Source organism: Pantoea sp. WEP, assembly GCF_041678305.1.
GTDB classification, from domain to species: domain Bacteria; phylum Pseudomonadota; class Gammaproteobacteria; order Enterobacterales; family Enterobacteriaceae; genus Pantoea; species Pantoea dispersa.
The window spans coordinates 1979170-2006113 of the sequence record NZ_JBGNXB010000001.1; the positions used below are offsets into that span (position 1 = coordinate 1979170).

The 26944-nt window shown below is 56.6% G+C and carries 24 protein-coding genes, 1 pseudogene and 1 other annotated feature; of the genes and pseudogenes, 13 read left to right on the forward strand and 12 right to left on the reverse strand.

The features are described 5' to 3' along the window. Nucleotides 1-9 precede the first annotated feature (9 nt). A complete protein-coding gene (locus ABVR31_RS09115) occupies nt 10-426 on the reverse strand; it encodes a YkgJ family cysteine cluster protein (RefSeq protein WP_058771264.1) in 417 nt (138 codons plus the stop codon). Between the two features lie 245 nt (nt 427-671). On the opposite strand from ABVR31_RS09115, the gene ompW reads away from it, so the two are divergent. Then, the gene (gene ompW, locus ABVR31_RS09120; RefSeq protein WP_058771265.1) at nt 672-1304 is read left to right on the forward strand and encodes an outer membrane protein OmpW; all 633 of its coding nucleotides are present in this window, start codon (nt 672-674) and stop codon (nt 1302-1304) included. Nucleotides 1305-1351: 47 nt separating this feature from the next. Here ompW and ABVR31_RS09125 read toward each other — a convergent pair whose 3' ends face one another. From ABVR31_RS09125 to ABVR31_RS09150, 6 genes and pseudogenes are all read right to left on the reverse strand, one after another. Beyond that, complete coding sequence (locus ABVR31_RS09125; protein WP_021510099.1) at nt 1352-1666, reverse strand: BON domain-containing protein; 315 nt, start codon at nt 1664-1666, stop codon at nt 1352-1354. 171 nt (nt 1667-1837) lie between these two features. Next, entirely contained in the window at nt 1838-2641 is an 804-nt protein-coding gene (trpA, locus tag ABVR31_RS09130) for a tryptophan synthase subunit alpha (protein WP_372772497.1), read from the reverse strand. Next, nucleotides 2641-3834, reverse strand: a complete 1194-nt coding sequence (gene trpB, locus ABVR31_RS09135; RefSeq protein WP_372772499.1) for a tryptophan synthase subunit beta — start codon at nt 3832-3834, stop codon at nt 2641-2643. The genes trpA and trpB overlap by 1 nt, the downstream gene beginning before the upstream one ends. 46 nt (nt 3835-3880) lie before the next feature. Further along, nucleotides 3881-5248: a bifunctional indole-3-glycerol-phosphate synthase TrpC/phosphoribosylanthranilate isomerase TrpF gene (trpCF, locus tag ABVR31_RS09140; RefSeq protein ID WP_058758631.1), complete on the reverse strand. Its 1368-nt coding sequence runs from the start codon at nt 5246-5248 to the stop codon at nt 3881-3883. A 1-nt stretch (nt 5249) separates the two neighbouring features. Next, nucleotides 5250-6843, reverse strand: a pseudogene (gene trpD, locus ABVR31_RS09145) (bifunctional anthranilate synthase glutamate amidotransferase component TrpG/anthranilate phosphoribosyltransferase TrpD). Then, entirely contained in the window at nt 6843-8405 is a 1563-nt protein-coding gene (locus tag ABVR31_RS09150; protein WP_372772501.1) for an anthranilate synthase component 1, read from the reverse strand. Before ABVR31_RS09150 ends, trpD begins: the two are co-directional and overlap by 1 nt. 23 nt (nt 8406-8428) lie before the next feature. After that, nucleotides 8429-8533: a sequence feature (Trp leader region), on the reverse strand. A 155-nt stretch (nt 8534-8688) separates the two neighbouring features. Here ABVR31_RS09150 and ABVR31_RS09155 point away from each other — a divergent pair. Both ABVR31_RS09155 and ABVR31_RS09160 read left to right on the forward strand, forming a co-directional pair. Then, nucleotides 8689-9573 (forward strand): PHP domain-containing protein, encoded by an 885-nt coding sequence (locus ABVR31_RS09155; RefSeq protein ID WP_088517175.1) that lies wholly within the window; start codon nt 8689-8691, stop codon nt 9571-9573. A 12-nt stretch (nt 9574-9585) separates the two neighbouring features. Beyond that, on the forward strand, nt 9586-10206 hold the full coding sequence (locus tag ABVR31_RS09160) for an L-threonylcarbamoyladenylate synthase (protein ID WP_021510107.1): 621 nt from the start codon (nt 9586-9588) through the stop codon (nt 10204-10206). Here the strand turns inward: ABVR31_RS09160 and ABVR31_RS09165 are convergent, their stop codons facing one another. Next, entirely contained in the window at nt 10207-10863 is a 657-nt protein-coding gene (locus ABVR31_RS09165; protein WP_176428135.1) for a serine protease, read from the reverse strand. 818 nt (nt 10864-11681) lie between these two features. On the opposite strand from ABVR31_RS09165, the gene rluB reads away from it, so the two are divergent. Next, nucleotides 11682-12560, forward strand: a complete 879-nt coding sequence (gene rluB, locus ABVR31_RS09170) for a 23S rRNA pseudouridine(2605) synthase RluB (protein ID WP_021510110.1) — start codon at nt 11682-11684, stop codon at nt 12558-12560. Nucleotides 12561-12593: 33 nt separating this feature from the next. On the opposite strand, the gene cobO is transcribed toward rluB, so the two are convergent. Beyond that, nucleotides 12594-13181 carry a cob(I)yrinic acid a,c-diamide adenosyltransferase gene (cobO, locus tag ABVR31_RS09175; protein ID WP_150057980.1) on the reverse strand — a complete coding sequence of 196 codons (588 nt, stop codon included), beginning with the start codon at nt 13179-13181 and terminating at the stop codon, nt 12594-12596. Continuing rightward, nucleotides 13178-13942: a YciK family oxidoreductase gene (locus ABVR31_RS09180; RefSeq protein ID WP_021510112.1), complete on the reverse strand. Its 765-nt coding sequence runs from the start codon at nt 13940-13942 to the stop codon at nt 13178-13180. The genes cobO and ABVR31_RS09180 overlap by 4 nt, the downstream gene beginning before the upstream one ends. A gap of 174 nt (nt 13943-14116) precedes the next feature. On the opposite strand from ABVR31_RS09180, the gene sohB reads away from it, so the two are divergent. Beyond that, on the forward strand, nt 14117-15163 hold the full coding sequence (sohB, locus tag ABVR31_RS09185; protein WP_058758624.1) for a protease SohB: 1047 nt from the start codon (nt 14117-14119) through the stop codon (nt 15161-15163). Between the two features lie 26 nt (nt 15164-15189). On the opposite strand, the gene ABVR31_RS09190 is transcribed toward sohB, so the two are convergent. Continuing rightward, nucleotides 15190-15438, reverse strand: a complete 249-nt coding sequence (locus ABVR31_RS09190; protein ID WP_058758623.1) for a YciN family protein — start codon at nt 15436-15438, stop codon at nt 15190-15192. Between the two features lie 370 nt (nt 15439-15808). On the opposite strand from ABVR31_RS09190, the gene topA reads away from it, so the two are divergent. From topA to acnA, 5 genes are all read left to right on the forward strand, one after another. Then, nucleotides 15809-18406, forward strand: a complete 2598-nt coding sequence (gene topA, locus ABVR31_RS09195; RefSeq protein WP_058774627.1) for a type I DNA topoisomerase — start codon at nt 15809-15811, stop codon at nt 18404-18406. A gap of 192 nt (nt 18407-18598) precedes the next feature. Continuing rightward, nucleotides 18599-19573, forward strand: a complete 975-nt coding sequence (gene cysB, locus ABVR31_RS09200) for an HTH-type transcriptional regulator CysB (RefSeq protein WP_021510116.1) — start codon at nt 18599-18601, stop codon at nt 19571-19573. Between the two features lie 492 nt (nt 19574-20065). After that, on the forward strand, nt 20066-20224 hold the full coding sequence (locus tag ABVR31_RS09205; RefSeq protein WP_071813666.1) for a YmiA family putative membrane protein: 159 nt from the start codon (nt 20066-20068) through the stop codon (nt 20222-20224). A gap of 3 nt (nt 20225-20227) precedes the next feature. After that, a complete protein-coding gene (locus ABVR31_RS09210) occupies nt 20228-20404 on the forward strand; it encodes a hypothetical protein (protein ID WP_176428134.1) in 177 nt (58 codons plus the stop codon). A gap of 436 nt (nt 20405-20840) precedes the next feature. Beyond that, the gene (gene acnA, locus ABVR31_RS09215; protein WP_058771277.1) at nt 20841-23522 is read left to right on the forward strand and encodes an aconitate hydratase AcnA; all 2682 of its coding nucleotides are present in this window, start codon (nt 20841-20843) and stop codon (nt 23520-23522) included. An 86-nt stretch (nt 23523-23608) separates the two neighbouring features. Here the strand turns inward: acnA and ribA are convergent, their stop codons facing one another. Then, on the reverse strand, nt 23609-24202 hold the full coding sequence (ribA, locus tag ABVR31_RS09220) for a GTP cyclohydrolase II (protein WP_058758620.1): 594 nt from the start codon (nt 24200-24202) through the stop codon (nt 23609-23611). A 230-nt stretch (nt 24203-24432) separates the two neighbouring features. Between ribA and pgpB the strand changes: the two genes are divergently transcribed. The 3 genes from pgpB (at nt 24433) to lapB (ending at nt 26805) form a co-directional block, all read left to right on the forward strand. Next, a complete protein-coding gene (gene pgpB, locus ABVR31_RS09225) occupies nt 24433-25197 on the forward strand; it encodes a phosphatidylglycerophosphatase B (protein ID WP_372772506.1) in 765 nt (254 codons plus the stop codon). A gap of 126 nt (nt 25198-25323) precedes the next feature. Next, nucleotides 25324-25629, forward strand: coding sequence for a LapA family protein (locus ABVR31_RS09230; RefSeq protein ID WP_058771279.1), 306 nt, complete (start codon nt 25324-25326; stop codon nt 25627-25629). A 6-nt stretch (nt 25630-25635) separates the two neighbouring features. Further along, nucleotides 25636-26805, forward strand: a complete 1170-nt coding sequence (gene lapB, locus ABVR31_RS09235; RefSeq protein WP_058758617.1) for a lipopolysaccharide assembly protein LapB — start codon at nt 25636-25638, stop codon at nt 26803-26805. Nucleotides 26806-26944 lie beyond the last annotated feature (139 nt).

Here is a 26944-nt window from a genome sequence, read left to right on the forward strand (position 1 = left end):
CCGGGTTAATTAACCCGGCGATTGTACATGTTCTGCAGGCAGGCTGGCACCCGGAATCCCATAACTTTCTGTCATCTCAGGTAAAGAAGGGTGAAAAAGCGGGGGTAAACCATAGCGCGCCCGGGCGCGATCGCAGGCGTCATTCGGCACGCCATTTTCGCCGGACATGGCGAACTCCCGGCACGGTGACGGCCGCTGCGCATAAATCCCACAGGAAACACAGCCGCCAATTTCACCCTGCAGCGCCACGCAGCGCGGAGCACGATCGTTGGTGCCGCGCATGTTGCGCATCAGCAGGCTCAGGGGTTCCGTCAGTTCAACCGGCACCGCGCCACCGCCGTCGTCGGCTTCGGCCCAGTAAAAAGAAACGCGAAAATGGGCGCAGCAGGCGCCACAGGTCATACAGGGGTTAAGTAAATCGCTCATCTGATCGCCCGCCACTCCTGAGGCTTCGAACCAAAATCACAAAAGGGGAATAGCAACATAATCACGCCGTGTCACGGCGGCAACAGGATTTTTATGTCCGCTTGTAAAGGCAAAATTGATCTGAATCAATTCATTGTTTTATAAGTGATTAATTTGAATTGATGCTGATGATCTTTTGGCAAAAAAGGGGTAAATCTTGTGCCGCGATTAACCTCAATACCCTGTTTTCCGGCAAAGGAGTGATTATGAAACTGGCTAAATGCGCGCTGCTGCTGGCGCTGGCGATCCCGCAACTGGCACTGGCTCACCAGGCCGGTGATTTTTTTGTGCGCGCCGGTAGCGCGACCGTTCGTCCGACCGAAGGCTCTGATAATGTGCTGGGTATGGGCGGCTTCAGCGTCAGTAATGATACCCAGCTGGGTCTGACGTTTACCTGGATGGCGACCGACAATATCGGCGTTGAGCTGCTGGCGGCCACGCCGTTCCGCCACAAAGTGGGACTTGGCCCGACCGGCAACCTCGCTACCGTGCGTCAGCTGCCGCCCACCCTGATGGCGCAGTACTACTTTTTCGACAGCCAAAGCGCGCTGCGCCCTTACGTTGGCGTCGGGATCAACTACACCACCTTCTACGATGCGAAGTTCAACCAGACCGGGCAGGATGCGCAGCTGAGCGATTTGAGCGTGAAAGACTCCTGGGGCGTGGCGGGTCAGGTCGGGCTGGATTATCAGATCAACCGCGACTGGATGCTCAACGCATCATTGTGGTACATGGACATCGATACCGAAGTGAAATTCAAAGCGGCGGGCGAACAGCAGAATATCAATACCCGCATCGATCCGTGGGTGTTCTTCTTTGGCGCGGGCTACCGTTTCTGATTTTTACACCAGAAAGAAAAAGGGCGACCCGCAGGTCGCCCGTTTAGTTACTTAATCTGCATATTGTTGACGACGGATTTTACCCCCGCCACGTTACGCGTTACCGCAACCGCACGGTTGGCCATCTGCGGCGAGCTGACAAAGCCGCTCAGCTGTACTTTCCCTTTGAAGGTCTCAACGTTAATTTCTGTCGATTTCAGCGCCTCGTCATTCAGCAGCTGAGCCTTCACTTTGGTGGTAATGACCGTGTCATCGATGTAACCGCCGGTCCCTTCCTTTGTTGCTGTTGGTGCACAGGCACTTAAGGTGAGCGCCATCACTGCAGCCACTAAAAAACCCGCAACGACTTTGAACAATTTCATTGGTTATCTCCCTGTCATAGATGGTGGTGCACCGTAACGTGACGGCACGCTTAAGTGTGGGCCGTGCCTCGCATTTCGGCAACTCAGGCGCGATGAAAAAGTTTGTCGCTAGGGAAAAAAAGGAGGCAGGAAGTAAGAAGGGCCCTGCAGCCAGTGCAGGGCCGTGCCAACTCAGCGGGTAGCCGCTTTGAGATCGCTGACGAACGTTTGCAGTTCGCTGAGCAGCGCCGTTGGGTCGTTCTGATTACGCTCGATGATTTTCACGATGGCCGAGCCGGAGATGGCTCCGGCGGCTCCGGCGGCAACGGCCTCTTTCACCTGACCCGGCTCAGAGATGCCGAAGCCCTGCAGCGGCGGCGCAGCATGATATTCGTGCAGCTTCTCAATCAGATGATGCAGCGGCAGGCTGGCGCGATTTTCCGCACCGGTAACGCCGGCGCGTGACAGCAGATAGGTGTAGCCACGGCCGTGCGAGGCGATTTCGCGCAGCAGATCGTCATCCGCGTTGGGCGGACAGATAAAGATCGGCGCAATGTTGTGACGCATCGCCGCCTGGCGGAACGGTGCCGACTCTTCCACCGGCACGTCAGCCACCAGCACCGAGTCAACGCCCACCGCAGCGCACTGCGCGTAGAAGTTGTCGATACCTCTGCTGAACACCAGGTTGGCGTACATCAGCAGGCCAATCGGCAGATCGGGGTATTTCTGGCGCACGGTGGCCAGCATTTCAAAACACTGCGCCACGGTGGTGCCGGCGGCAAAGGCACGCAGCGTAGCGCCCTGAATGGTCGGGCCATCGGCCAGCGGATCGGAGAACGGAATCCCCAGCTCCAGCGCATCCGCACCGCCCGCGACCAGCGCATCAATAATCTTCAGCGACAGCGCCGGCGACGGATCGCCAAGGGTGACGAAGGGCACAAACGCGCCTTCCTGTTTCGCGGACAGACGTTGAAACAGCTGATTATAACGCTCCATCAGATCTCTCCCTTAGCTTTCAGAATATCGTGAACGGTAAAGATGTCTTTGTCGCCGCGGCCGGAAAGGTTCACCACCAGCAGCTGCTCTTTGTCCGGGTTTTCGCGGATCATCTTCAGCGCATACGCCAGCGCGTGCGATGACTCCAGTGCCGGAATGATGCCTTCTGCACGACACAGCGTCTTAAAGGCCTCCAGCGCTTCATCATCCGTGATTGACACGTAGTCAGCGCGGCCGGTGCTGTTCAGGTGCGCATGCTGCGGACCGACCGACGGGAAATCGAGACCGGCAGAGATGGAGTAGGACTCTTCGATCTGTCCCTCTTCGGTCTGCATCATCGGCGCCTTCATGCCGAAATAGATGCCAACGCGACCGTGCTTGAGCGGCGCACCGTGCTCACCGGTGTCAATACCGTGACCCGCAGGCTCCACGCCGATCAGGCGCACGCTGCTCTCTTCGATGAAATCCGCAAACATGCCGATGGCGTTAGAACCGCCGCCGACGCACGCCAGTACCGCATCCGGCAGGCGACCCTCTTTTTCCAGAATCTGCGCTTTGGTCTCTTCGCCAATCATGCGCTGGAATTCACGCACAATGGTCGGGAACGGATGCGGACCTGCGGCAGTGCCGAGCATGTAGTGCGCGGTTTCGTAGCTGCCGGACCAGTCGCGCAGCGCCTCGTTACAGGCATCTTTCAGCGTGGCCGAGCCGCTGTGTACCGGAATCACCTCTGCGCCCATCAGCCGCATACGGAACACGTTGGGTGACTGACGCTCAACGTCTTTCGCGCCCATGTAAATACGGCATTTCATGCCGAGCAGGGCACACGCCAGTGCCGACGCCACGCCGTGCTGACCGGCGCCGGTTTCCGCGATGATCTCGTTTTTGCCCATGCGTTTTGCCAGCAGCGCCTGGCCCAGCACCTGGTTAGTTTTGTGTGCGCCGCCGTGCAGCAGGTCTTCGCGCTTCAGGTACAGGCGGGTTTTGCTGCCTTTGGTCAGGTTGCTGCACAGCGTCAGGGCCGTCGGGCGACCGGCGTAGTTTTTCAGCAGGTCAGTAAATTCTGACTGAAACGCCGGATCGCGCTGTGCTTCAACAAAGGCCGTTTCCAGCTGACGCAGTGCTGGCATCAAAATCTGCGGCACATACTGGCCGCCGAATTCGCCAAAGTAGGGATTAAGTAATGTCGTCATCGTGTCCTCTTCCTTATCCGGCCCGCCCGCAGGCGGGCAGACGCAATTAATAGGCGCGCAGCGTGCGGAATACCGCCGCGACTTTGCTGGCATCTTTGATGCCCGGCGCGGACTCCACGCCGGAGTTGAAGTCGAGGCCGGCGCAGCCGAGCTGAGCGGCTTCGACGCAGTTATCGGCGCTCAGGCCGCCGGCCAGCAGCACATCAGCCAGGTCTTCACCCTGCAGCAGCGACCAGTCAAAGCGCTGACCGCTGCCACCCTGGCCATTATCCAGCACGTAGCGATCAACGTGCGGCCAGTCGCGTGGCGGCAACCGATCCTGAATGCTCAGTGCCTTCCAGATGCGCACGCTGGCTGGCAGCGCCTGGCGCAGTTCTGCAACGTAGGCTTTGTCTTCGTCGCCGTGCAGCTGAACGGCCGCAAGCGATAAACGCGTGGCTAACGTGACAACGTCACTGATAGCCTGATTGCGGAACACGCCGACATACTTCAGCGGCGCAGCGGCGATCACCGCCTGCGCCTGCGCCTCGTTAACCTGGCGCGGCGAACCGGCGGCAAAGATCACGCCGCCATACAGCGCGCCAGCCTGATGCGCGGCCTGCGCATCTTCCGGGCGGGTCAGGCCGCACACCTTGTTATCGCCCAGCAGCACGCGGCGCACACCGGCGTCGAGGTCGTGCTCTTCCATCAGCGCCGAGCCAATTAAAAAGCCGTTAGCAAAATGGCTCAGCTCGCGCACCTGGGCGTAGTTATGGATGCCGGACTCGCTGATCACGGTGACGCCATGGCTGAGACGTGGGGCCAGCTGACGCGTGCGATTCAGGTCAATCGACAAATCACGCAGATCGCGGTTGTTGATGCCGACCACTTTAGCTTCCAGCGCGATAGCGCGCTCCAGCTCTTCTTCATTACTGACTTCGGTCAGCACGCCCATTTTCAGGCTATGCGCCACCGCAGCCAGCTGACGGTACTGCTCATCATCCAGTACTGACAGCATCAGCAGAATGGCATCGGCCTGATAATGGCGCGCCAGGTAAATCTGGTAGGGATCAATAATAAAGTCTTTGCACAGCACCGGCTGCGTGATGGCGGCGCTGACCACCGGCAGGAAATCAAAGCTGCCCTGGAAATATTTCTCATCGGTCAGCACTGACACCGCAGAGGCGTAATGGCGATAGATCCCGGCGATAGTCGCGGGATCAAAATCGGCGCGAATCAGCCCTTTCGACGGGGAGGCTTTTTTACACTCCAGAATGAAGACGGTGCGCGTGCCACGCAGCGCCTCGTAAAAATGACGCTCCGCCGGCTGCAGATCGTTCTGGAAGGAGGCCAGCGGCTGCTGCGATTTACGTGCTTCAACCCACAGGGCTTTATCCTGCACAATTTTCTCTAATACGGTGCCCTTGATACTCATTTCATCCTCTCGCTGCCAGTGCCACAACGCGCTCGTACGCCTGACCGCTGCGAATGGCAGCCATGGCGCGCTCAGCGTTATCGCGCAAATCTTCATTTCCGAATACTTTCAGCAACATTGCGACATTTACCGCAACAGCCTGCTCGTGGGCGGGCTGGCCTTTACCCTGGAGCAAACGCGTCAGAATGTCACGGTTTTCTTCCGGTGTGCCGCCGGCCAGTGCCTCTTTCGGCTGGAAGCTGAAGCCAAAGTCTTCCGGCGTCAGCTGATAGCTGGTGATCTCGCCGTCACGCAGCTCCGCGACCTGGGTCGCACTGTGCAGCGCCACTTCATCCATGCCGCCACCGTGCACCACGGCAGCACGCTGGTAGCCCAGTACTTTCAGCGTCTGGGCGATGGGCAGCACCAGTTCCGGACTATAAACGCCTATCACCGCCAGCGGTGGGCGCGCCGGGTTGATCAGCGGACCCAGCACGTTAAACAGCGTGCGGGTTTTCAGCTGCTGGCGCACCGGCATCGCGTGGCGGAAACCGCTGTGATACTGCGGCGCAAACAGGAAGCAGACGTTGAGATCGTCCAGCGCCTGCCGTGCCTGCTGCGCCGGCATGTCGAGATTGATACCGAAAGCGGCCAGCAGATCGGAAGATCCGGATTTGCTGGAGACGCTGCGGTTGCCGTGCTTGGCCACTTTCAGCCCGCAGGTGGCGGCGACAAAGGCGCTGGCCGTTGAAATATTAATGCTGTTGCTGCCGTCACCGCCGGTGCCAACGATATCGGCAAAGGTATAGTCCGGACGCGGGAACGGTCTGGCATCGGCCAGCAGCGCGGAGGCGGCACCGGCGATCTCTTCCGGGCGCTCGCCACGCACTTTCATGGCGATCAGCGCCGCTGCCAGCTGCGTCGGCTCCAGCTGTCCGGTAATAATCGCGCTGAACAGCTGGTGGCTCTCGGCCTGGCTCAGCGTTTGCGCCTGATACAGTTTTTCCAGAATAGTTTGCATCATCATCTCCCTGTTATTTCGCCAGCGCCCAGGCCAGTGTTTGCTCCAGCAGACGTGCGCCCTGCGTGGTGAGAATCGACTCGGGATGGAACTGGAAGCCGCACACGCGGTCCGTTTCGTGACGCACCGCCATCACCATGCCGTTGTAGCTGGCGTTAACCGTCAGTTCCGCCGGCGTATTGCTGCCCACCAGCGAGTGGTAACGCGCCACCGGCAGCGGGTTGCTGAGGCCGGTAAACATCGCCTCGCCATCATGGGTAATGGCGGAGGCTTTGCCGTGCAGAATTTCGCCCGCCTGGCCGACGTGCCCGCCGTAAGCTTCGACAATGGCCTGATGGCCGAGACAGATACCAATGATCGGCAGCTGACCGCGCAGCGCCTGTAACAGCTGCGGCATGCAGCCGGCATCTTTCGGTGCGCCAGGGCCGGGTGAGAGCATCAGCACCGGGTTTTCCATCTGCTGCAGGCGGTCGATCAGCACTTCTGCCGGGACGTTGTTGCGGTAAATCACCACGTTGTGGCCAAAGGTACGCAGCTGATCAACGAGGTTGTAGGTAAAGGAGTCGATATTATCGAGCAGCAGGATATCGGCCATCAGAAAATCTCCTTGCAGTGATGGGCAGTAGCGATGGCGCGCAATACCGCGCGGGCTTTGTTGCGGCTCTCATCCGCTTCAGCCTGAGGCTGAGAATCCAGCACCACGCCGGCACCGGCCTGCACAGTGGCGACGCCACCTTCCACCCAGGCGGAGCGGATGACGATGCAGGTATCAAGGTCGCCGCTGGCGGTAAAGTAGCCGACCGCGCCGCCGTAGCTGCCGCGCCGCGTGCCTTCTTTTTCCGCAATCAGCTGCATCGCACGCACTTTCGGTGCACCACTCAGCGTGCCCATGTTCATGCAGGCGCGATAGGCGTGCAACACATCAAGATCGTTGCGCAGCGTGCCAACCACGCGGGACACCAGATGCATCACAAACGAGTAGCGGTCCACTTTGGTTAAATCCGCCACGTAACGGCTGCCGGGCACACAGATACGCGCCAGGTCGTTGCGCGCCAGATCCACCAGCATCAGGTGCTCAGCCAGCTCTTTATGATCGGTGCGCATTTCCAGTTCAATACGGCTGTCCAGGTCGCGATCCAGCGAGCCATCCGCATGGCGACCGCGCGGACGCGTACCGGCAATCGGGTAGATTTCGATCTGGCGCGAGCTGGCGTCATACTTCAGCGAACTCTCCGGCGAAGCGCCGAACAGCGCAAAATCCTGATCCTGCATAAAGAACATGTACGGGCTGGGGTTGCTGTTTTTCAGCGTATCGTAAGCCGCCAGCGGTGACGGGCACGGCAGCGAGAAGCGGCGCGACGGTACCACCTGGAAAATTTCGCCGATGCGAATGGCCTGCTGCAGTTCGCTCACCACGTTGCAGTAAGCCTCATCGCTCTGGCTGGTGCTCAGCGTCATCTGCTCGACGCGCTGCACCGGCAGCGCAGGCGCTGGCTGCGTCATTTGACCGTGCAGCTGTTCAATACGGCTCTGCAGACGCTGAAACTCGCTGGTGGACGGCGCAAACAGGCTGGCCTGCAGACGGGCGCTGCGCTGCTGGTGATCGATCACCAGTAACGTTTCGGCGAGGTAGAAACAGTAGTCCGGGCAACTTTGGTCATTGCGCAGCGGCGGCAGATCTTCAAATCCCGCCACCAGATCGTAGGCAAACAGGCCGCCCAGCAGCATGGCTTCACGTTCTTCGGCTGGGCTGTTCACCAGATGCGGAATCAGACGCAGCGCATCAAACACCGACAGCGCCTTCAGGCGGGAGTCTTCATCGTGCAGACCCTCAACCGGCATGAAATGCAGCTCTCGTCCGTCCGGGCGAACGGCGATGCGCACCTCGGGTGGCAGCGCTTCGTCCAGCAGCGGCAGCAGCGCGCGGCCGTTTTCCGACAGCGCCTGCAGGGTAACAACATTGCCGAGGGCGCTGATGCGCAGCGCACTGTCAACAATCAGCAGGCTTTTCAGGTTCTGCTTGCTGTCGATATCGGCAGATTCAAGCAGCAGAGTTGCCGGACGTGCGCCGCATAATTGATGAAACACTGCGGCCGGATCTTCGCGGTAGGGCGCGGTACCGGTAATCAACTTCAATGTAGGTTTCGCATTAGCCATAATGGATTCTCTGAATTTCGCTCAAAAAAAAGCCCGCTCGGTGGCGGGCTCAGGTATCTGCACTGCGGTTACGCAAAATGTGCATGACGACGTCGCCCGTGAAAGGGATCATCGCGCCACCAACCATTAACATGCGTACCGATAAGAGCCATGATTAAATACCCGTTACGTGTGAACTTGTGTACTAGTTAACTGGTTCGGGTGAAAAAAGTCAATACCCTTTTTCAGTTACGGGCAAAATCGTTATCATGCCAGCCGGTTTAATGCAGTCGCTGGAGTGACCTTGTCAGATATCGCCCGTTTTCCACTTTATGATTTACACAGCCATACCCAGGCTTCTGACGGTTTGCTGACGCCGACCGCGCTGGTGCAGCGTGCCGTTGAGATGCACGTCGGCGTGCTGGCGATTACCGATCACGACAGCGTGGCGGGCGTTGCCGAAGCGCAGGCGGCGGTGCAGCAGCTTCAGCTACCGCTGCGGGTACTGGCCGGTGTGGAAGCGTCGACGCTGTGGGAAAACCACGAAATTCATATTGTCGGGCTCAACGTTGATACGCAGCATCCGGCGTTAACCGCTTTTCTGGCGCAGCAGCACCAGTGCCGTATGGCACGTGCAGAACTGATTGCCGAACGGCTGGAGCGCGCGCGCATTCCTGACGCACTGGCCGGCGCTCAGCGTCTGGCGCAGGGCGGGGTGATCACCCGCGGGCATTTTGCCCGCTATCTGGTAGAGCTGGGCAAAGCCGATAACATGGCGCAGGTATTTAAAAACTATCTGGCGCGCGGCAAAACCGGCTACGTGCCACCACAATGGTGTACAATTAAACAAGCCATTGATGCTATTCATCATTCTGGCGGCGTGGCGGTGCTGGCCCATCCTGCGCGCTACGGGCTGTCGGCCAAATGGCTGAAGCGACTGATTGCGCATTTTGCCGCAGAAGGCGGCGATGCGATGGAAGTGGCGCAGTGTCAGCAGGCACCGAATGAACGTACCCAGCTGGCGAGCTATGCGCGCGATAATCAGCTGGCGGCCTCGCAGGGGTCCGATTTTCACCAACCCTGTCCGTGGATTGAACTGGGGCGCAAGCTATGGCTGCCGGGCGGCGTGGAGCCGGTCTGGGAGCGTTTTCCCGCTTTAGCGCCGGTCAGATCGCACGTTGATGGGTGACATGAGGTTTTTATGAGTCAACTTTTTCACATTCATCCGGAAAATCCGCAGCCGCGTCTGGTTAATCAGGCGGTGGATTATCTCAACAAAGGCAGCGTTATTGTCTATCCGACCGATTCCGGCTACGCGCTGGGATGCCGTCTGGAAGAGAAGAATGCCATGGAACGCATCTGCCGCATTCGTCAGCTCGATGGTAACCATAACTTTACCCTGATGTGCCGCGATCTTTCTGAGCTGTCGACCTATTCACAGGTGGATAACAGCGCGTTTCGCATTCTGAAAAACAACACGCCAGGTAATTACACCTTCATTCTGAAGGCCACCAAAGAAGTGCCGCGTCGTCTGATGAACGATAAACGTAAAACCATCGGCCTGCGCGTACCGTCAAATCCGGTGGCGCTGGCGCTGCTGGAACGCCTCAATGAGCCGATGATGTCGACCTCCCTGATGCTGCCAGGCAATGATTTCACTGAATCCGATCCGGAAGAGATCCAGCACAGCATCGGCAAGCTGGTGGATTTAATTATTGATGGCGGAACGCTGGGCCAGCAGCCAACCACCGTGATCGATCTCACCAGCGATGCGCCCGTCATCGTGCGTGAAGGGGCAGGCGATACCCGCCCGTTCCTGTAATTACGCCGGGCCGGGCGCTGTTTGTGGCGTCTGGCCGATATTGGCTTCCAGCCAGCGTTTGAAATCGCCGTACGGAATGTACAGCGAGACATCTTTTAAGATGACTTTTTTGCTGCGTACGTTAGCAATTTCATGGCTGTAACCCACAATCACTCCGCTGATTGTCTGGTCGGCATTATAGACAGCGCCGCCTGACATCCCCTGAACGACACCGGCATCGGAAGCCATTGCCATACAGGGTTTTTTATTCCAGCGATTATTAATGGCGGTGCGCGCCAGATTAACGCCGCTCGACTCGACCGGCATCGCGGAAATAAAACTATAGCCATACATTTTAATTGGCTCGCCCACCGCGCTGCTGCGGAATTTCGCCAGCGTATCCGGATTGTTTTTATGATAAATAATTGCGACGTCGCAATAGGGGTGATAAGCCTTCACGCGCTGCACGGCGGTTTTGGCCACGTGCGCGGCAGTCAGACTGTATTCCGGCGTTAACGGAATGGTTGTACCGAGGATGCCCAAACCCAGTACCGTCGGGATGCCGGTCACGCTCATATCCACGTGCTGCAGCGCCGTACGACTGTACTCAGTATGGCCCACGGAACAGCCGCTCAGTGCCAGCGCTGCAAGCGCCGGCCAAAGCAGGGAGGTTCTCATGATGGCGGTCTTCATTTAATGTCCGTCAGCAAAATCCCTGGTGAAGACTTTCGACAGACAAATTAAATTCAATCCGTGAAACGATTAGCGCGCCATTTCCCGAGCGCGCCGGATTATATTATCAGGCCAGCTGTACCATTATTTGTTAATGGCTTGTTGTTTTAAAGCTTATAAAAAGTAATTAAAATAATTTCTGATACTGCTTAGCCGAATTCAGGATTAAATTTTACACAGTTTTCGCGGCAGAACAATTCATCATATTTAATCTTTATCAAATAAAAGCGAAAATACAGACTTAATCCAACCTGCAGCGCCAATCCGCTGTATGGCTGGTGCTGCTGGCTGCAATAAGCTTTACTAACACCACTATTTAGTTCTTTGTGCTGATTTCGGTGTTTTACGCCGATTTTCTGTTTGCACATCTGCAGCCTGGCCGGGAACGCTGCGGGTAACAGACTGGTGAGCCTCTTTAATCTATTGCGGCACTAATCGGCGCGTCATTAAATAAATAAACGGTCTCAGGCAAAACGACGTAATTTCAGCGGGTTGCGCAGGCCATCCTGACGCTCGTTACGCAAATCAATCAGAAATCTGAATCAATGACCTTACTGCCCGCTTCAGCCTCCGGATCACAGGCGCTTTATTATCGGCAGAAAAGGAAAAGGTGTTAACGGAACTGTAGCTGGTGTAAAATCTCCGGCCGTCCGCGCTGGCACCTGGCGCGAAGCGGTCACAGATTCTGATACGGGACCTGGTAACGCCGGTATCTTACCTCTTCATTACCACGACGCCTGGGAAGGCGACAACGAGGCAGCTCCATGAGCGAGAAATTACAAAAAGTATTAGCGCGCGCCGGACACGGTTCGCGCCGTGAAATCGAAGCAATGATTTCAGCCGGACGCATCAGCGTCGATGGCAAACTGGCGACGCTGGGCGATCGCATCGAAAATGACAAAACCCTGAAAATCCGTATTGATGGCCATCTGGTATCGATTGCTGAATCGGCCACCGAGGTGTGTCGCGTACTGGCGTATTACAAACCGGAAGGTGAGCTGTGCACGCGCAACGATCCGGAAGGGCGCCCAACGGTATTTGATCGTCTGCCGCGCCTGCGCGGTTCACGCTGGATTGCCGTCGGCCGTCTGGACGTGAACACCTGCGGTCTGATGTTGTTCACCACCGACGGTGAGCTGGCCAACCGCCTGATGCACCCAAGCCGCGAAGTTGAGCGTGAATACGCGGTGCGCGTATTTGGTGAAGTGGATGACGAAAAAGTGCGTCAGCTGAGCAAGGGCGTGCAGCTGGAAGACGGTCCGGCAGCGTTCAAAACCATCAAATTCGCTGGCGGCGAAGGCATTAACCAGTGGTACAACGTCACCCTGACGGAAGGGCGTAACCGTGAGGTGCGTCGTCTGTGGGAAGCGGTTGGCGTGCAGGTAAGCCGTCTGATGCGCGTGCGCTACGGCGATATTCAGCTGCCAAAAGGTCTGCCGCGCGGCGGCTGGATGGAGATGGAACTGCCGGCGGTCAACTACCTGCGTAAGCTGGTGGGACTGCCGGAAGAGACGGTGACCAAAGTAGCGGTCGAGAAAGATCGTCGCCGCACCAAAGCAAACCAAATCCGCCGGGCGGTGAAACGCCATAGCGCGGTAAGCAATAACAGCCCGCGTCGCAACAACACCAAACGCGGTGCCTGATGCTCCCCGACGCCGCGCCTGCGGCGTCCGTTTTTACCAGTCGATTCCCTGCTGTGCCTGAATGCCGGCATCGAACGCGTGTTTGACCGGACGCATCTCGCTGACGGTATCCGCCATCTCCAGTAACATGCGGTGACAGCCGCGCCCGGTAATGATCACACTTTGCTGCGGCGGACGCTGCTGCAGTGCAGCGATCAGCTCATCCAGATCGAGATAATCCATACTCACCATGTAGGTGATTTCATCGAGTATCACCAGATCCAGCGACGCGTCTTGCAGCATGCGTCTGGCGTGTTGCCACACCTGCTGGCAGGCGGCCGTATCGCTGGCACGGTTTTGCGTCTCCCAGGTAAAGCCGGTGGCCATCACCTGAAACTCCACGCCGTGCTGCGCCAGCAGATTGCGTTCGCCGTTAGGCCATTCACCCTTAATAAACTGCACGGCAGCCACGTTTTTACCGTGGCCACAGGCGCGCAGCGCGGTGCCAAAAGCGGCGGTGGTTTTACCTTTGCCGTTGCCGGTAAACACCATCAGGATGCCGCGCGTTTCGGTGGCGGCGGCGATGCGGGCGTCAACCTGTTCTTTCAGCCGCTGCTGGCGTTGCTGGTGACGACCGCTCATGCGCTGGCCGGTCCCGGCTTGCGCCCCGGTTGTGCATCGTAGCTGATGCCGGTTTTACGGCGGCTGTCATCGCCCATCAGATAGAGGTAGAGCGGCATCAGGTCGGCCGGGGTTTTCAGCAGGCTGGCATTCTCCTCCGGGAAGGCGCTGGCGCGCATTTTGGTGCGCGTGCCGCCCGGATTGATGCAGTTCACCCGCAGATGGCGGTTTTTATACTCATCGGCCAGCACCTGCATCATGCCTTCGGTGGCGAATTTCGACACGGCATACGCGCCCCAGCCCGCGCGGCCGGTGCGGCCCACGCTGGAGGTGGTGAACACCAGCGAACCGGCGTCGGATTTTAGCAGCAGCGGCAGCAGCGCCTGCGTTAAATAGAAGGTGGCGTCGAGGTTGATTTGCATCACCTGCTGCCAGACCGCCGGATCGAGTTCCGCCAGCGGCACGATCTCACCGAGAATGCCAGCGTTATGCAGCACGCCATCCAGCCGCGGCACCAGCGCGGCAACCTGTTGCGCCAGCTGCTGGCAGCTTTCCGGTGTGGCGTGCGCCAGATCCAGCAGCAGCGTAGCGGCGGGCTGTTTATTGAGCTGATTAATCGCCTCAGCGGTTTGCTGTAGCGTAGTGGCATTGCGGCCGAGCAGAATCACGCGCGCACCGTAGCGCGCATAGGTCAGGGCGGCTTCGCGGCCGATGCCGTCGGAAGCGCCGGTCACGAGAATGATGCGATTGTCCAGCAGGTCGCTTTTCGGTTGATAATGCACAGCGATGTCCTTTGCAGGTCAGAGGGTTTTTTGGCTTTATGCCTCAATTTGGCGCAAGGTGCAATCGCCGCAACGCGCATTCTGTGCCGCCTGCCGGCATTTCAGGCGACGAATGACATCAAAGCGGGTAAACTCAGGGTTTGACTGTAATTCACTGTTTAATAAGGCGGCAGAATGGATTTACTCTCCAGCTATGGATTATTTCTGGCCAAGGCCGTCACCGTCGTGGTGGCGATCGCAGCTATTGTACTGATTGTGCTCAATGCCGCGCTGCGTAAACGTCACAGCGGCGGTCAGCTGCGCTTAACCCATCTTGACGAAGCCTATCGCGAGATGAAAGAGGACCTGCAGCTGGCGAAGATGAAGCCGCAGGCGCAGAAAGTGTGGCTGAAGCAGCATAAGAAAGAAGAGAAACAGAAAGCTAAAGCCGAAAAGCGCAATGCCAAAGCCGGTGTGACTGAAGCGGCGAAGCCGACTCTCTATGTGCTGGAGTTCAAAGGCAGTATGGACGCCGGTGAAGTCAGCTCGCTGCGCGAAGAGATCTCCGCCGTGCTGGCGGTGGCTCAGCCGGGTGATGAAGTGCTGCTGCGGCTGGAAAGTCCCGGTGGCGTGGTGCACGGCTATGGCCTGGCCGCGTCGCAGCTACAACGTCTGCGTGATGCGGGGCTGCAGCTGACGGCGGTAGTGGATAAAGTTGCCGCCAGCGGTGGCTACATGATGGCCTGCGTTGCGGATCGCATTGTGGCGGCGCCGTTCTCTATCATTGGTTCCATCGGCGTGGTGGCGCAAATTCCCAACTTTAACCGGCTGCTGAAGCGCAACGATATTGATGTGGAGCTGCACACTGCCGGCCAGTACAAGCGTACGCTGACGCTGTTTGGTGAGAATACCGAGGAAGGCCGGGAGAAATTTCAGGAAGACCTGAATGAAACCCATCAGCTGTTTAAAGATTTTGTGCATCAGATGCGTCCGGCGCTGGATCTGGACAAAGTGGCGACGGGCGAACACTGGTATGGCCGTCAGGCGCTGGATCTGGGGCTGATTGATGAGATTGGTACCAGCGATGCGCTGATCATTGCGCGCATGGACCGTTTTAGCGTGCTGGGCGTGCACTTCGCGCGCAAGAAAAAGATGATCGATCGCGTGACCCACAGTGCCAGCGTGGCAGCCGAGCGGCTGATTCTGAAAATCTGGCAGCGCGGTGATAAACCGCTGTTGTGAACCAACCCGGCGCAGGCCGGGTTTTTTTATGCCAGGTGATACTGTGCGGAGAGCACCACGGCAAGGTGCTTAAACACGTTAAACACCGCCGTGGTTTTGGCGGTCGGCAACCCTTCATCGTCGAGGAACCACGGGCCGCGAAACACCAGAACCTCGCCCTGCTGAATCACCTCCGTGGCTTCCATCCCGGCAAAATATTCATCGTGCTGCTGAATGCGCTGATTAGCGATTTCCAGTAGCGCCTGGCGTGAAATGGATTCCGTTTCTGCTGACATTTTTCACCTCTTTTTTGACAGCGAATTTTCTCCTTCTATATTACTTGCCTGTCGGTGCGTTCAGCAAATCAGCGTTCGGTCAGAAAACTGGCGAGAAATTAAACAGAATGCTAATTAAGTTGCGTAACAGATTTTATCAGGTAGAGTGTGGGCGATTCAGCTTTCAGGGAGATCACACCAGGATGTGTGATACCGTCAGACGGAAAACTCGCTCTTAATCATCAAGTTGCAAATGCCGATGCAATCTGACCAGAGATTGTCCCCGCTGGCTTGAAAAGCAAAAAGTCAGCAGCAATATTGAACCCATTGGGTTTTGGGGCTGCCAATCCTCTCCCGTTTATCAGGACGTTTCAATTAGGTAAAGGTACATATGGGTAAAGCACTCGTCATCGTTGAGTCCCCGGCAAAGGCCAAAACAATCAATAAATACCTCGGTAATGACTACGTGGTGAAATCCAGCGTCGGTCATATCCGTGATTTGCCGACCAGTGGTTCAACGGCCCGTAAAAGTGCCGACGGGGAAAAGGCGAAAACCGGCAAGAAAGTAAAGAAAGATGAAAAGGCCGCGCTGGTTAATCGCATGGGCGTTGACCCGTGGCACGGCTGGGAAGCGGACTACCAGATTCTGCCCGGCAAGGAAAAAGTCGTCTCCGAACTGAAGAACCTGGCTGCCGATGCCGACCACATCTATCTCGCAACCGACCTTGACCGCGAAGGGGAAGCCATTGCCTGGCACCTGCGGGAAGTGATCGGTGGCGATGACAAACGCTTCAGCCGCGTGGTGTTTAACGAAATCACCAAAAATGCGATTCGTCAGGCGTTCGAGAAGCCGGGCGAACTGAATATAGAGCGCGTCAATGCGCAGCAGGCGCGTCGTTTTATGGACCGCGTGGTGGGCTATATGGTCTCGCCGCTGCTGTGGAAAAAAATTGCCCGTGGCCTGTCGGCCGGACGCGTGCAGTCGGTTGCCGTGCGTCTGGTGGTGGAGCGCGAGCGCGAAATCAAAGCCTTCGTACCGGAAGAGTACTGGGAAATTGACGCCGATCTGTCGACGCCGAAAGGCGATGCGCTGGCGGTCAGGGTGACGCATCAGGGCGACAAAGCGTTCCGCCCGGTGAACCGCGAGCAAACTGAAGCGGCCGTGGCCATCCTGGAAAAGGCGCGTTACGCCGTTCTGGATCGTGAAGACAAGCCGACCAGCAGCAAACCGTCGGCGCCGTTTATTACCTCGACGCTGCAGCAGGCGGCGAGCACCCGCCTTGGTTTTGGCGTGAAGAAAACCATGATGATGGCGCAGCGTCTGTATGAAGCCGGTCACATCACCTATATGCGTACCGATTCCACCAACCTGAGTCAGGATGCGGTGGCGATGGCGCGTGGCTACGTGGAGAAAAAATTCGGTAAGAACTACCTGCCGGATGCGCCCAACACCTACGCCAGCAAAGAGAATTCACAGGAAGCGCACGAAGCGATTCGTCCTTCTGATGTCAACGTTGCCGCCGAGCAGCTGAAGGATATGGAAGCGGATGCGCAGAAGCTGTATCAGCTGATCTGGCGCCAGTTCGTGGCCTGCCAGATGGTGCCCGCGCAATATGATTCCACCACGCTGACCGTCGGCGCGGCAGATTTCAAACTGAAAGCGAAAGGGCGTACGCTGCGTTTTGACGGCTGGACCAAAGTGATGCCGGCGCTGCGTAAAAATGACGAAGATTTGACGCTGCCGCCGGTGAACGTGGGCGACACGCTGGATCTGAAATCCCTGCTGCCGGGCCAGCACTTTACCAAGCCGCCGGCGCGCTTCAGCGAAGCTTCGCTGGTACGCGAGCTGGAGAAGCGTGGCATTGGCCGTCCGTCTACCTATGCTTCGATCATTTCCACCATTCAGGATCGCGGTTACGTGCGGGTGGAAAACCGCCGTTTTTACGCCGAGAAGATGGGTGAGATTGTTACCGATCGTCTGGAAGAGAACTTCCGTGAGCTGATGAATTATGATTTCACCGCGCACATGGAAGACAGTCTCGACCAGGTCGCGAATAACGAAGCGCAATGGAAAGCGGTGCTGGATTCATTCTTCAGTGATTTCAGCCAGCAGCTGGAGCAGGCGGAGAAAGATCCGGAAGAGGGCGGCATGCAGCCGAACCAGATGGTGCTGACCTCCATCGACTGCCCAACCTGCGGACGCAAAATGGGGATTCGCACCGCCAGCACCGGCGTGTTCCTCGGCTGTTCCGGTTATGCACTGCCGCCGAAAGAGCGCTGCAAGCAGACCATTAACCTGATCCCGGAAAACGAAGTGCTTAACGTGCTGGAAGGCGATGATGCCGAAACCAACGCGCTGCGCGCCCGTCGTCGCTGCCAGAAATGCGGCACCGCGATGGACAGCTACCTGATCGACAACGGCCGTAAACTGCACGTCTGTGGTAATAACCCGGAGTGTGACGGTTATGAAATCGAGCAGGGTGAATTCCGTATTAAAGGTTATGACGGTCCGATTGTTGAGTGCGAAAAATGTGGCTCTGAAATGCACCTGAAGATGGGGCGTTTTGGTAAGTACATGGCCTGTACCAACGACGAGTGTAAAAATACCCGTAAGATTCTGCGTAACGGCGAAGTCGCGCCGCCGAAAGAAGATCCGGTACCGCTGCCGGAGCTGCCGTGCGAGAAATCGGATGCGTATTTTGTGCTGCGTGACGGAGCTGCGGGCGTGTTCCTGGCCGCTAACACCTTCCCGAAATCGCGTGAAACCCGTGCGCCGCTGGTGGAAGAGCTGCAGCGCTTTGCTGACCGTCTGCCGGAGAAACTGAAATATCTGGCCGAAGCGCCGGCAGTGGATCCGGAAGGCAATAAAACGCTGGTGCGTTTTAGCCGTAAGACTAAACAGCAGTATGTTGCCTCAGAAAAAGAGGGCAAAGCGACCGGCTGGTCAGTTTTCTATATCGACGGTAAGTGGCAGGAAGCGAAGAAGTAATCCCCCTGGAGGCCAGCGTTCGCTGGCCTTTTTCCCATCCTTATAGCTAATCGTTCTACATTCTTACGTTAACTGATATAGTAGTTATAGCTTATTGCATTTTGCTGACTCGCTTTCCCTCATTATTACGCCATCAGGGCGGATACACGCCTGCAGGGAATGCACCTCTGTCGCTATCGGGAAGATATAACTATGAAATTGCAGCAGTTGCGTTACATCGTTGAAGTCGTTAACCACAACCTCAATGTCTCCTCCACGGCAGAGGGGCTGTATACCTCGCAACCGGGCATCAGTAAGCAGGTGCGCATGCTGGAAGATGAGCTGGGCGTGCAGATTTTTGCCCGCAGCGGCAAACATCTGACGCAGGTGACGCCAGCGGGTGAAGAGATTATCCGTATTGCCCGCGAAGTTTTGTCCAAAGTGGATGCGATTAAATCGGTTGCCGGTGAACACACCTGGCCAGATAAAGGATCGCTGTACGTGGCCACGACCCACACTCAGGCGCGCTATGCACTGCCTGGCGTAATCAAAGGCTTTATCGAACGCTATCCGCGCGTTTCCCTGCATATGCATCAGGGCTCGCCCACACAAATTGCTGAGGCGGTCTCCAAAGGCAACGCCGATTTCGCCATTGCCACCGAAGCGCTGCACCTGTACGACGACTTGATTATGCTGCCGTGCTATCACTGGAACCGTGCCATTGTGGTCACGCCGGATCATCCGCTGGCGGGGAAATCCAATGTGTCGATTGAGGAGCTGGCTGATTTCCCGCTGGTGACTTACACCTTTGGTTTTACCGGCCGCTCAGAACTGGATACTGCCTTTAACCGTGCCGGTTTAACGCCGCGTATTGTTTTTACCGCAACCGACGCCGACGTGATCAAAACCTATGTGCGTTTAGGCCTGGGGGTAGGGGTAATTGCCAGCATGGCAGTGGACCCGGTTTCCGATCCGGATCTGGTGCGCATTGAAGCTTCAGAAATCTTCACCAATAGCACTACTAAGATTGGTTTCCGGCGCAGCACCTTCCTGCGCAGCTATATGTATGATTTCATTCAGCGCTTCGCACCGCATCTGACGCGAGACGTGGTGGACGCCGCTGTGGCGCTGCGCTCAAACGAAGATATCGAAGCGATGTTCCGCGATATCAAGCTTCCTTTCAGGTAATCACCTAACTCATTATTTTTGCGGGATGTCCAGCGACTTCCCGCACACTTCCCGCCGCTTAGCACCAGCAGAACCTCAAAAAATTCCATTATTTTTTTGTAAATGAAACATGCGTCACATGTTTTTTCATTGTTATTTATTAAATGCGAATCAGTACACAATTTTTACTTTGCCGCTTTGCGGACTGCCAGGAATATTCCCATACTCCAGTTAAGAGCTGATGAGAAAGGGCTTTTTAACTGGCTCGTTAAATTAAACTCAAATTTAGAGTGGATCTAATTTTGGTTTAAGCCAAATTTACAATGTAACTATTAAATTAATAGTTTGCAGCGTGCTTAAATTTATCTCATCAGTTTTGGCGGTTTTGATAAATAGCGTTAATCGTTGTGCTCAATAAAAATAACTGGATTTTTGGACTTAACAAGTTTAGGATTCGTCCTAAATCTTCATCGTTGTTATCAATCGTTTTATTGAGAGTGATTATCAAAAACTATGACTACGAGATTAACTGTACAACCGGACTTCCGGGCTAAAAGCACCAAGGTAGAGCGTTCAGGTAACATCCGTCGCAAAGCCTGGTTGACTGTCTTCGCTGCTTCAGCACTGTTCTGGGTAGTGGTGGCGTTAATGATTTGGCGTATGTGGGGTTAAGCCATGTGGGCAAATACACTCAGTCGTAAATATCCGGTCGCTGCGCGTCAGCCTAAAGCACCGGTGTGCAAAGCCAAAGACGCGCCTGCTGAACCGCAAGTGGCAATCCCGGCTTCATGGGAACTGAGTGAACAGCAGCGCAGCTTTATTGAATCATTCATGGATCCTAAGTCTAAATAACGCAGTCTGCGTCCAATTCTTATTAAGACATACTGTCGCGCATTTTACCGGACTCTCCGGTGGGCACGTTAAAAGCCCGTCCTTTAACACTCAGCATCTAAAAAAACGGTGTCATCAGTACAACGCTGAAGACGATGGCTTTTTGTTGCCCGCTATCCGGGAGGAGTGACAGATGAATACCACAACTTTTTCATGGCTCAGCGTTTATGCCTTCTCAATGGCCTTTTGGGCTGCGGCCGTCTGGGCCGTCCTGTAATTCACTAATCCTGCCAGTTAACGCTTTCTGAATGCCCTGACTTTTGTCAGGGCATTTTTCGTTGCGGTTTTGTGTGTCAATTCGTGTTGTTATCAAAACGTTAACGAAAATGTGGTCTATCTTTAAGCTAAACCTTGCACTCTCTGAGGTTTAGCAGAAGAGCCCATAAAAGGAGGAGTTATGTCGTTAACGTTACGTGAGCAGAGTCAGGATGCGCTGGAAGTAGGGGCAAAAAAATATCATTACTACAGCTTGCCGAAAGCCGCTCAGCAGGTCGGTGATATCGATCGCTTACCAAAATCCCTTAAGGTTCTGCTGGAAAACCTGCTGCGCTGGCAGGATGAAGATTCCGTAACGGCAGCAGATATTCAGGCGCTGGTGGCGTGGCAGCAAACTGCACATGCCGATCGCGAAATTGCTTATCGTCCGGCGCGCGTATTAATGCAGGATTTCACCGGCGTACCGGCGGTGGTTGACCTGGCGGCGATGCGTGAAGCGGTTAAGCGGCTGGGCGGTGATGTGGCGAAAGTTAACCCGCTGTCACCGGTCGATCTGGTGATTGACCACTCGGTCACGGTTGACCATTTTGGCGATGACGATGCGTTTGAAGAAAACGTGCGCCTGGAGATGGAACGCAACCACGAACGCTACGTTTTCCTGCGCTGGGGGCAAAAAGCCTTTAACCGTTTCCGCGTCGTGCCGCCGGGCACCGGTATCTGTCATCAGGTCAATCTGGAGTACCTCGGTAAAGCCATCTGGCATGAAACGCTGGACGGCAAAGAAGTGGCTTATCCGGATACGCTGGTCGGCACCGATTCCCATACCACCATGATCAACGCCCTGGGTGTGCTTGGTTGGGGCGTGGGCGGCATTGAAGCTGAGGCCGCCATGCTGGGCCAGCCGGTTTCGATGCTGATTCCCGATGTAGTGGGTTTCAAGCTGACCGGCAAACTGCGTCCCGGTATCACCGCCACCGACCTGGTATTAACCGTGACGCAGATGCTGCGCAAGCACGGGGTGGTCGGTAAGTTTGTCGAATTCTACGGTGACGGACTGGCCGATCTGCCGCTGGCGGATCGCGCAACCATCGCCAACATGGCACCAGAATATGGCGCAACCTGCGGTTTCTTCCCGATTGATGAAGTCACGCTCAGCTACATGACGCTCACCGGGCGCGATGCGCAGCAGGTTGAGCTGGTGGAAGCCTATGCAAAACAGCAGGGGCTGTGGCGTAAACCGGGCGATGAGCCCATCTTCACCAGCACGCTGGCGCTGGATATGGCCGAGGTAGAGTCGAGCCTCGCCGGTCCGAAACGTCCGCAGGACCGCGTCTCCCTCGGCGACGTACCGGCGGCCTTTGACGCCAGTAATGAGCTGGAAGTGAATCACGCGCAGAAACCGCACAAAACGGTCAGCTATCTGGACAGTGAAACCGGCGACCGCATCCAGCTGGATGATGGTGCTGTGGTGATCTCCGCGATTACGTCCTGTACCAACACCTCGAACCCCAGCGTCTTAATGGCGGCTGGCCTGCTGGCGAAAAAAGCCGTCGAGCGCGGGCTCATGCGCAAACCCTGGGTAAAAGCCTCGCTGGCACCAGGATCAAAAGTGGTGTCCGACTATCTCGCCGTGGCGCAACTGACCCCGTATCTTGATGAGCTGGGCTTTAACCTGGTGGGTTACGGCTGCACCACCTGCATCGGTAACTCCGGCCCGCTGCCGGATGAGATCGAAAGCGCGATTAAAGAGGGCGATTTGACGGTGGGTGCCGTGTTGTCCGGCAACCGCAACTTCGAAGGGCGCATCCATCCGCTGGTGAAAACCAACTGGCTGGCGTCTCCGCCGCTGGTGGTGGCGTATGCGCTGGCGGGCAACATGAAGATCAACCTGCAGACTGATCCGATCGGTCAGGATCAGCAGGGCAATGACGTCTATCTGAAGGACATCTGGCCATCGCCGGAAGAGATTGCCGCATCGGTGCAGAAAGTTACCAGCGACATGTTCCATAAAGAGTACGCCGAGGTGTTCGACGGCACGCCCGAGTGGCAGCAGATCAAAGTCAGCGAAGCCGCTACCTATGACTGGGACGAAGGCTCCACCTATATTCGTCTGTCACCGTTCTTTGACGATATGGAAAAAACGCCGCAGCCGGTGCAGGACATTCACGGCGCGCGCATCCTGGCGATGCTCGGTGATTCGGTGACGACCGACCATATCTCCCCGGCTGGCAGCATTAAAGCGGAGAGTCCGGCGGGGCGTTATCTGCTGGCGCACGGCGTTGAGCGTAACGACTTCAACTCGTATGGCTCACGACGCGGCAACCACGAAGTCATGATGCGCGGTACGTTCGCCAACATCCGTATTCGCAACGAAATGGTGCCTGGCGTCGAGGGGGGTTATACCCGGCACTATCCGAGCCAGGAACAGCTGGCCATCTATGATGCGGCGATGAAGTATCAGGAGGAGGGCGTGCCGCTGGCGGTGATCGCCGGGAAAGAGTACGGCTCCGGCTCCAGCCGCGACTGGGCGGCGAAAGGTCCGCGCCTGCAGGGCGTGCGCGTGGTGATTGCCGAATCGTTCGAGCGTATTCACCGCTCTAACCTCATCGGCATGGGCATTTTACCGCTGGAATTCCCGGCGGGCGTGACGCGTAAGACGCTGCAGCTGACCGGGGAAGAGCGGATCGACGTGGCAAATCTGGCACAGCTGCAGCCCGGTTGCAGCGTCCCGGTGACGCTGACGCGGGCTGACGGCAGTCAGCAGACGCTGGAAACACGCTGTCGTATCGATACCGGTAATGAGCTGACCTATTACCAGAACGACGGCATCCTGCATTATGTGATACGCAATATGCTCAACTAAAAAATAAAGCCGGGCATGCCCGGCTTTATTATTGACGCTGACAGCGTGTGTCACTTAAGCGCTTTGCAAGTGCGCGCACCGCCGCGTTACGATTTCGGCAGCAGATGCCCCATCTTCTCGGCTTTCGTATCGAGATAGTGCGCATTTTTCGGGTTACGGCCAACGATCAGCGGCACGCGCTCAACGATATTGATACCCGCTTCTGACAGGATCTCCACTTTGCGCGGATTGTTGGTCAGCAAACGCACTTCATTGATGCCCAGCAGTTTAAACATGTCGGCGCACAGGGTGAAGTCACGCTCATCGGCGGCAAAGCCCAGCTGATGGTTCGCTTCAACCGTGTCGTAGCCTTTGTCCTGCAACGCATAGGCGCGAATTTTGTTCAGCAGCCCGATGTTACGGCCTTCCTGACGATGGTACAGCAGCACGCCGCGTCCTTCTTCCGCAATGGCGGTCAGCGCCGCTTCCAGCTGGAAGCCGCAGTCGCAGCGCAGGCTGAACAGCGCATCGCCGGTAAGACATTCGGAGTGGACGCGCGCCAGCACCGGATTGTGATCGCTAATATCACCATAAACCAGCGCGACGTGGTCGTGGCCGGTTGCCAGTTCTTCAAAACCAACCATCAGGAAATCTCCCCATGGCGTGGGCAGTTTGGCTTCTGCTACCCGTTTCAGCTGCATGTGACTCTCCAGAACCTTCAGAGGATGCGCTATCATCATGATAACGCACGGGCCCGACTGGCCCGACGAAACTACCGATATTGTGCCACAACCTGCACCAGGGCCGCTAATCAGTCAGAGTGATTGTAGTGATAAAGCACAATTATCTAAGCCGCAACGGGTATGTTATTCTTTTTTCAACTAAAGTTATGCAATATGCCTGTCAGGTCGGGAAACAATAAAGGGACGAGATGTTAAAAATTGTGCAACGCACCACGCTGGGCGCGTTTTTATTACTTCTGATGCCGCTGGGCGTATGGCTTTCCGGCTGGCAGTGGCAACCGGGGGAGAGCGGGCATCTGTTGCGCGTGCTGTTCTGGATCACCGAAACCGTCACCAGTCCGTGGGGCACGCTGACCAGCCTGATTCTGAGCTGCTGGGTATTGTGGTGCCTGCGCTTTCGCCTCCGGCCGGCCATTCTGTTGTTGATTATCATGAACGGCGCGATTCTTGCTGGTCAGTCGACCAAAACTTTTATTAAAGAGCAGGTGCAGGAGCCGCGGCCGTATGTGGTCTGGCTTGAGCACAGCCACGGCGTCAACGAACAGCAGTTTTATCAGCTGAAACGGCAGCAGCGCGGCGAAATGGTGTCCGCCTTGCTCGCCAATGATACAAAGCTGCCCGCCTGGTTAAAAAATCACTGGGCGTTTGAAACGGGCTTTGCTTTTCCGTCTGGCCACACCATGTTTGCCGCCAGCTGGGCGCTGCTGGTGATTGGCCTGTTATGGCCGCGCCGGCATGTTGTTACGGTGGTGGTGCTGTTTGTCTGGGCGACGCTGGTCATGGGCAGCCGGTTGGTACTGGGCATGCACTGGCCGCGCGATCTGGTGGTCGCGACGCTGATCTCGTGGCTGCTGGTGACGCTGGCAACCTGGCTGGCGCAGCGCTTTTGTGGCCCGCTCAGCGTGCCGCCGGAAGAGCAGCGTGAGATTGCCGGGCGCGATGACGGATTGTAATTTCTCCCTTTGCCCCCATATGATTGATTGTACTTGCAGAAAGGGCACTAACTGCTGCGCGGATAAGCAGCAACGGCGGCACTTTTTTGGCATACTCTACCGGATAACCTCACGACAGGACGCATTGTGAAATATTTGCTGATTTTTCTCGTGGTTTTGGTCATTTTCATCATCTCCGTCACGCTCGGAGCGCATAATGACCAGATTGTCACCTTCAACTATCTGCTGGCGCAGGGCGAATTCCGCATTTCAACCTTGCTGGCCTGCCTGTTTGGTGCCGGATTTTTGCTGGGCTGGGCGATCTGTGGCCTGTTCTGGCTGCGCATTCGTGTTTCGCTGGCGCATGCACAGCGTAAACTGAAGCGCATGCAGGCGCAAAATGAACAATCTGCTGCGGTAAATAGCACCTCCACTGCAGTGCGTCGGGATTAATGTTCGATGCTTGAATTGCTGTTTCTGCTTCTTCCTGTCGCGGCGGCGTACGGCTGGTATATGGGCCGCCGCAGTGCGCAACAGGATAAGCAACAGGAAGCTAACCGTCTGTCACGCGAATACGTGGCAGGGGTGAACTTTCTCCTTTCTAATCAGCAGGATAAAGCGGTCGATCTGTTCCTCGATATGCTTAAAGAGGACAGCGGCACCGTTGAAGCCCACCTGACGCTCGGTAACCTGTTCCGTTCGCGCGGCGAAGTCGACCGCGCCATCCGCATTCACCAGTCGTTAATGGAAAGCGCGTCGCTTACCTACGATCAGCGTTTGCTGGCAATTCAGCAGCTGGGACGCGACTACATGGCTGCCGGCTTGTACGATCGCGCCGAAGACATGTTCAGCCAGCTGATCGATGAAACCGATTTTCGCATCAGCGCGCTACAGCAGCTGCTGCTGATTCATCAGGCGACCAGCGACTGGCAGAAAGCCATCGAGGTGGCGGAGCGGCTGGTAAAACTCGGCAAAGATAAGCAAAAGGGCGAAATCGCCCACTTCTACTGCGAGCTGGCGCTGCAGGCGCTGAGCAGTGACGACCTCGATCGTGCCATGAGCCTGTTGAAAAAAGGTGAAGCGGCCGACCACCAAAGCGCGCGCGTTTCCATCATGATGGGACGTATCCTGATGGAGCAGGGCGAATACGCGAAAGCGGCGCAGCGGCTGCAGCGCGTGCTGGAGCAGGACAAAGAACTGGTGAGCGAAACGCTGCCGATGCTGGAAACCTGCTATCAGCGGCTGGAGCAGCCTGACAGCTGGGCGCAGTTCCTGCAACGCTGCGTTGAAGAGAACACCGGTGCTGCGGCGGAACTCTATCTGGCGGACATTCTGGAGCAGCAGCAGGGGCCGGAAGCGGCACAGCTCTACATTAACCGTCAGCTGCAGCGTCATCCCACCATGCGCGTGTTCCATCGTCTGATGGATTTCCACCTGCACGAGGCAGAAGATGGCCGCGCCAAAGAGAGTCTGATGGTGCTGCGCGACATGGTTGGCGAACAGATTCGCACTAAACCGCGCTACCGCTGCCAGAAGTGTGGCTTCACCGCACACGCCCTCTACTGGCACTGCCCATCGTGCCGCGCCTGGTCTTCCGTTAAACCGATTCGCGGACTCGACGGCCAGTAAGCTGGCCGCGTTCGGTGATTATTAATAACGCATAGTAGTTACAACATACTAATAGGAACTTTATCATCGCACCATCAGCACTGTGCACCGGCTCGTCAATCAGCAAGGCAATCGCCGTCGCAACGTTGTCGTGGCCGGG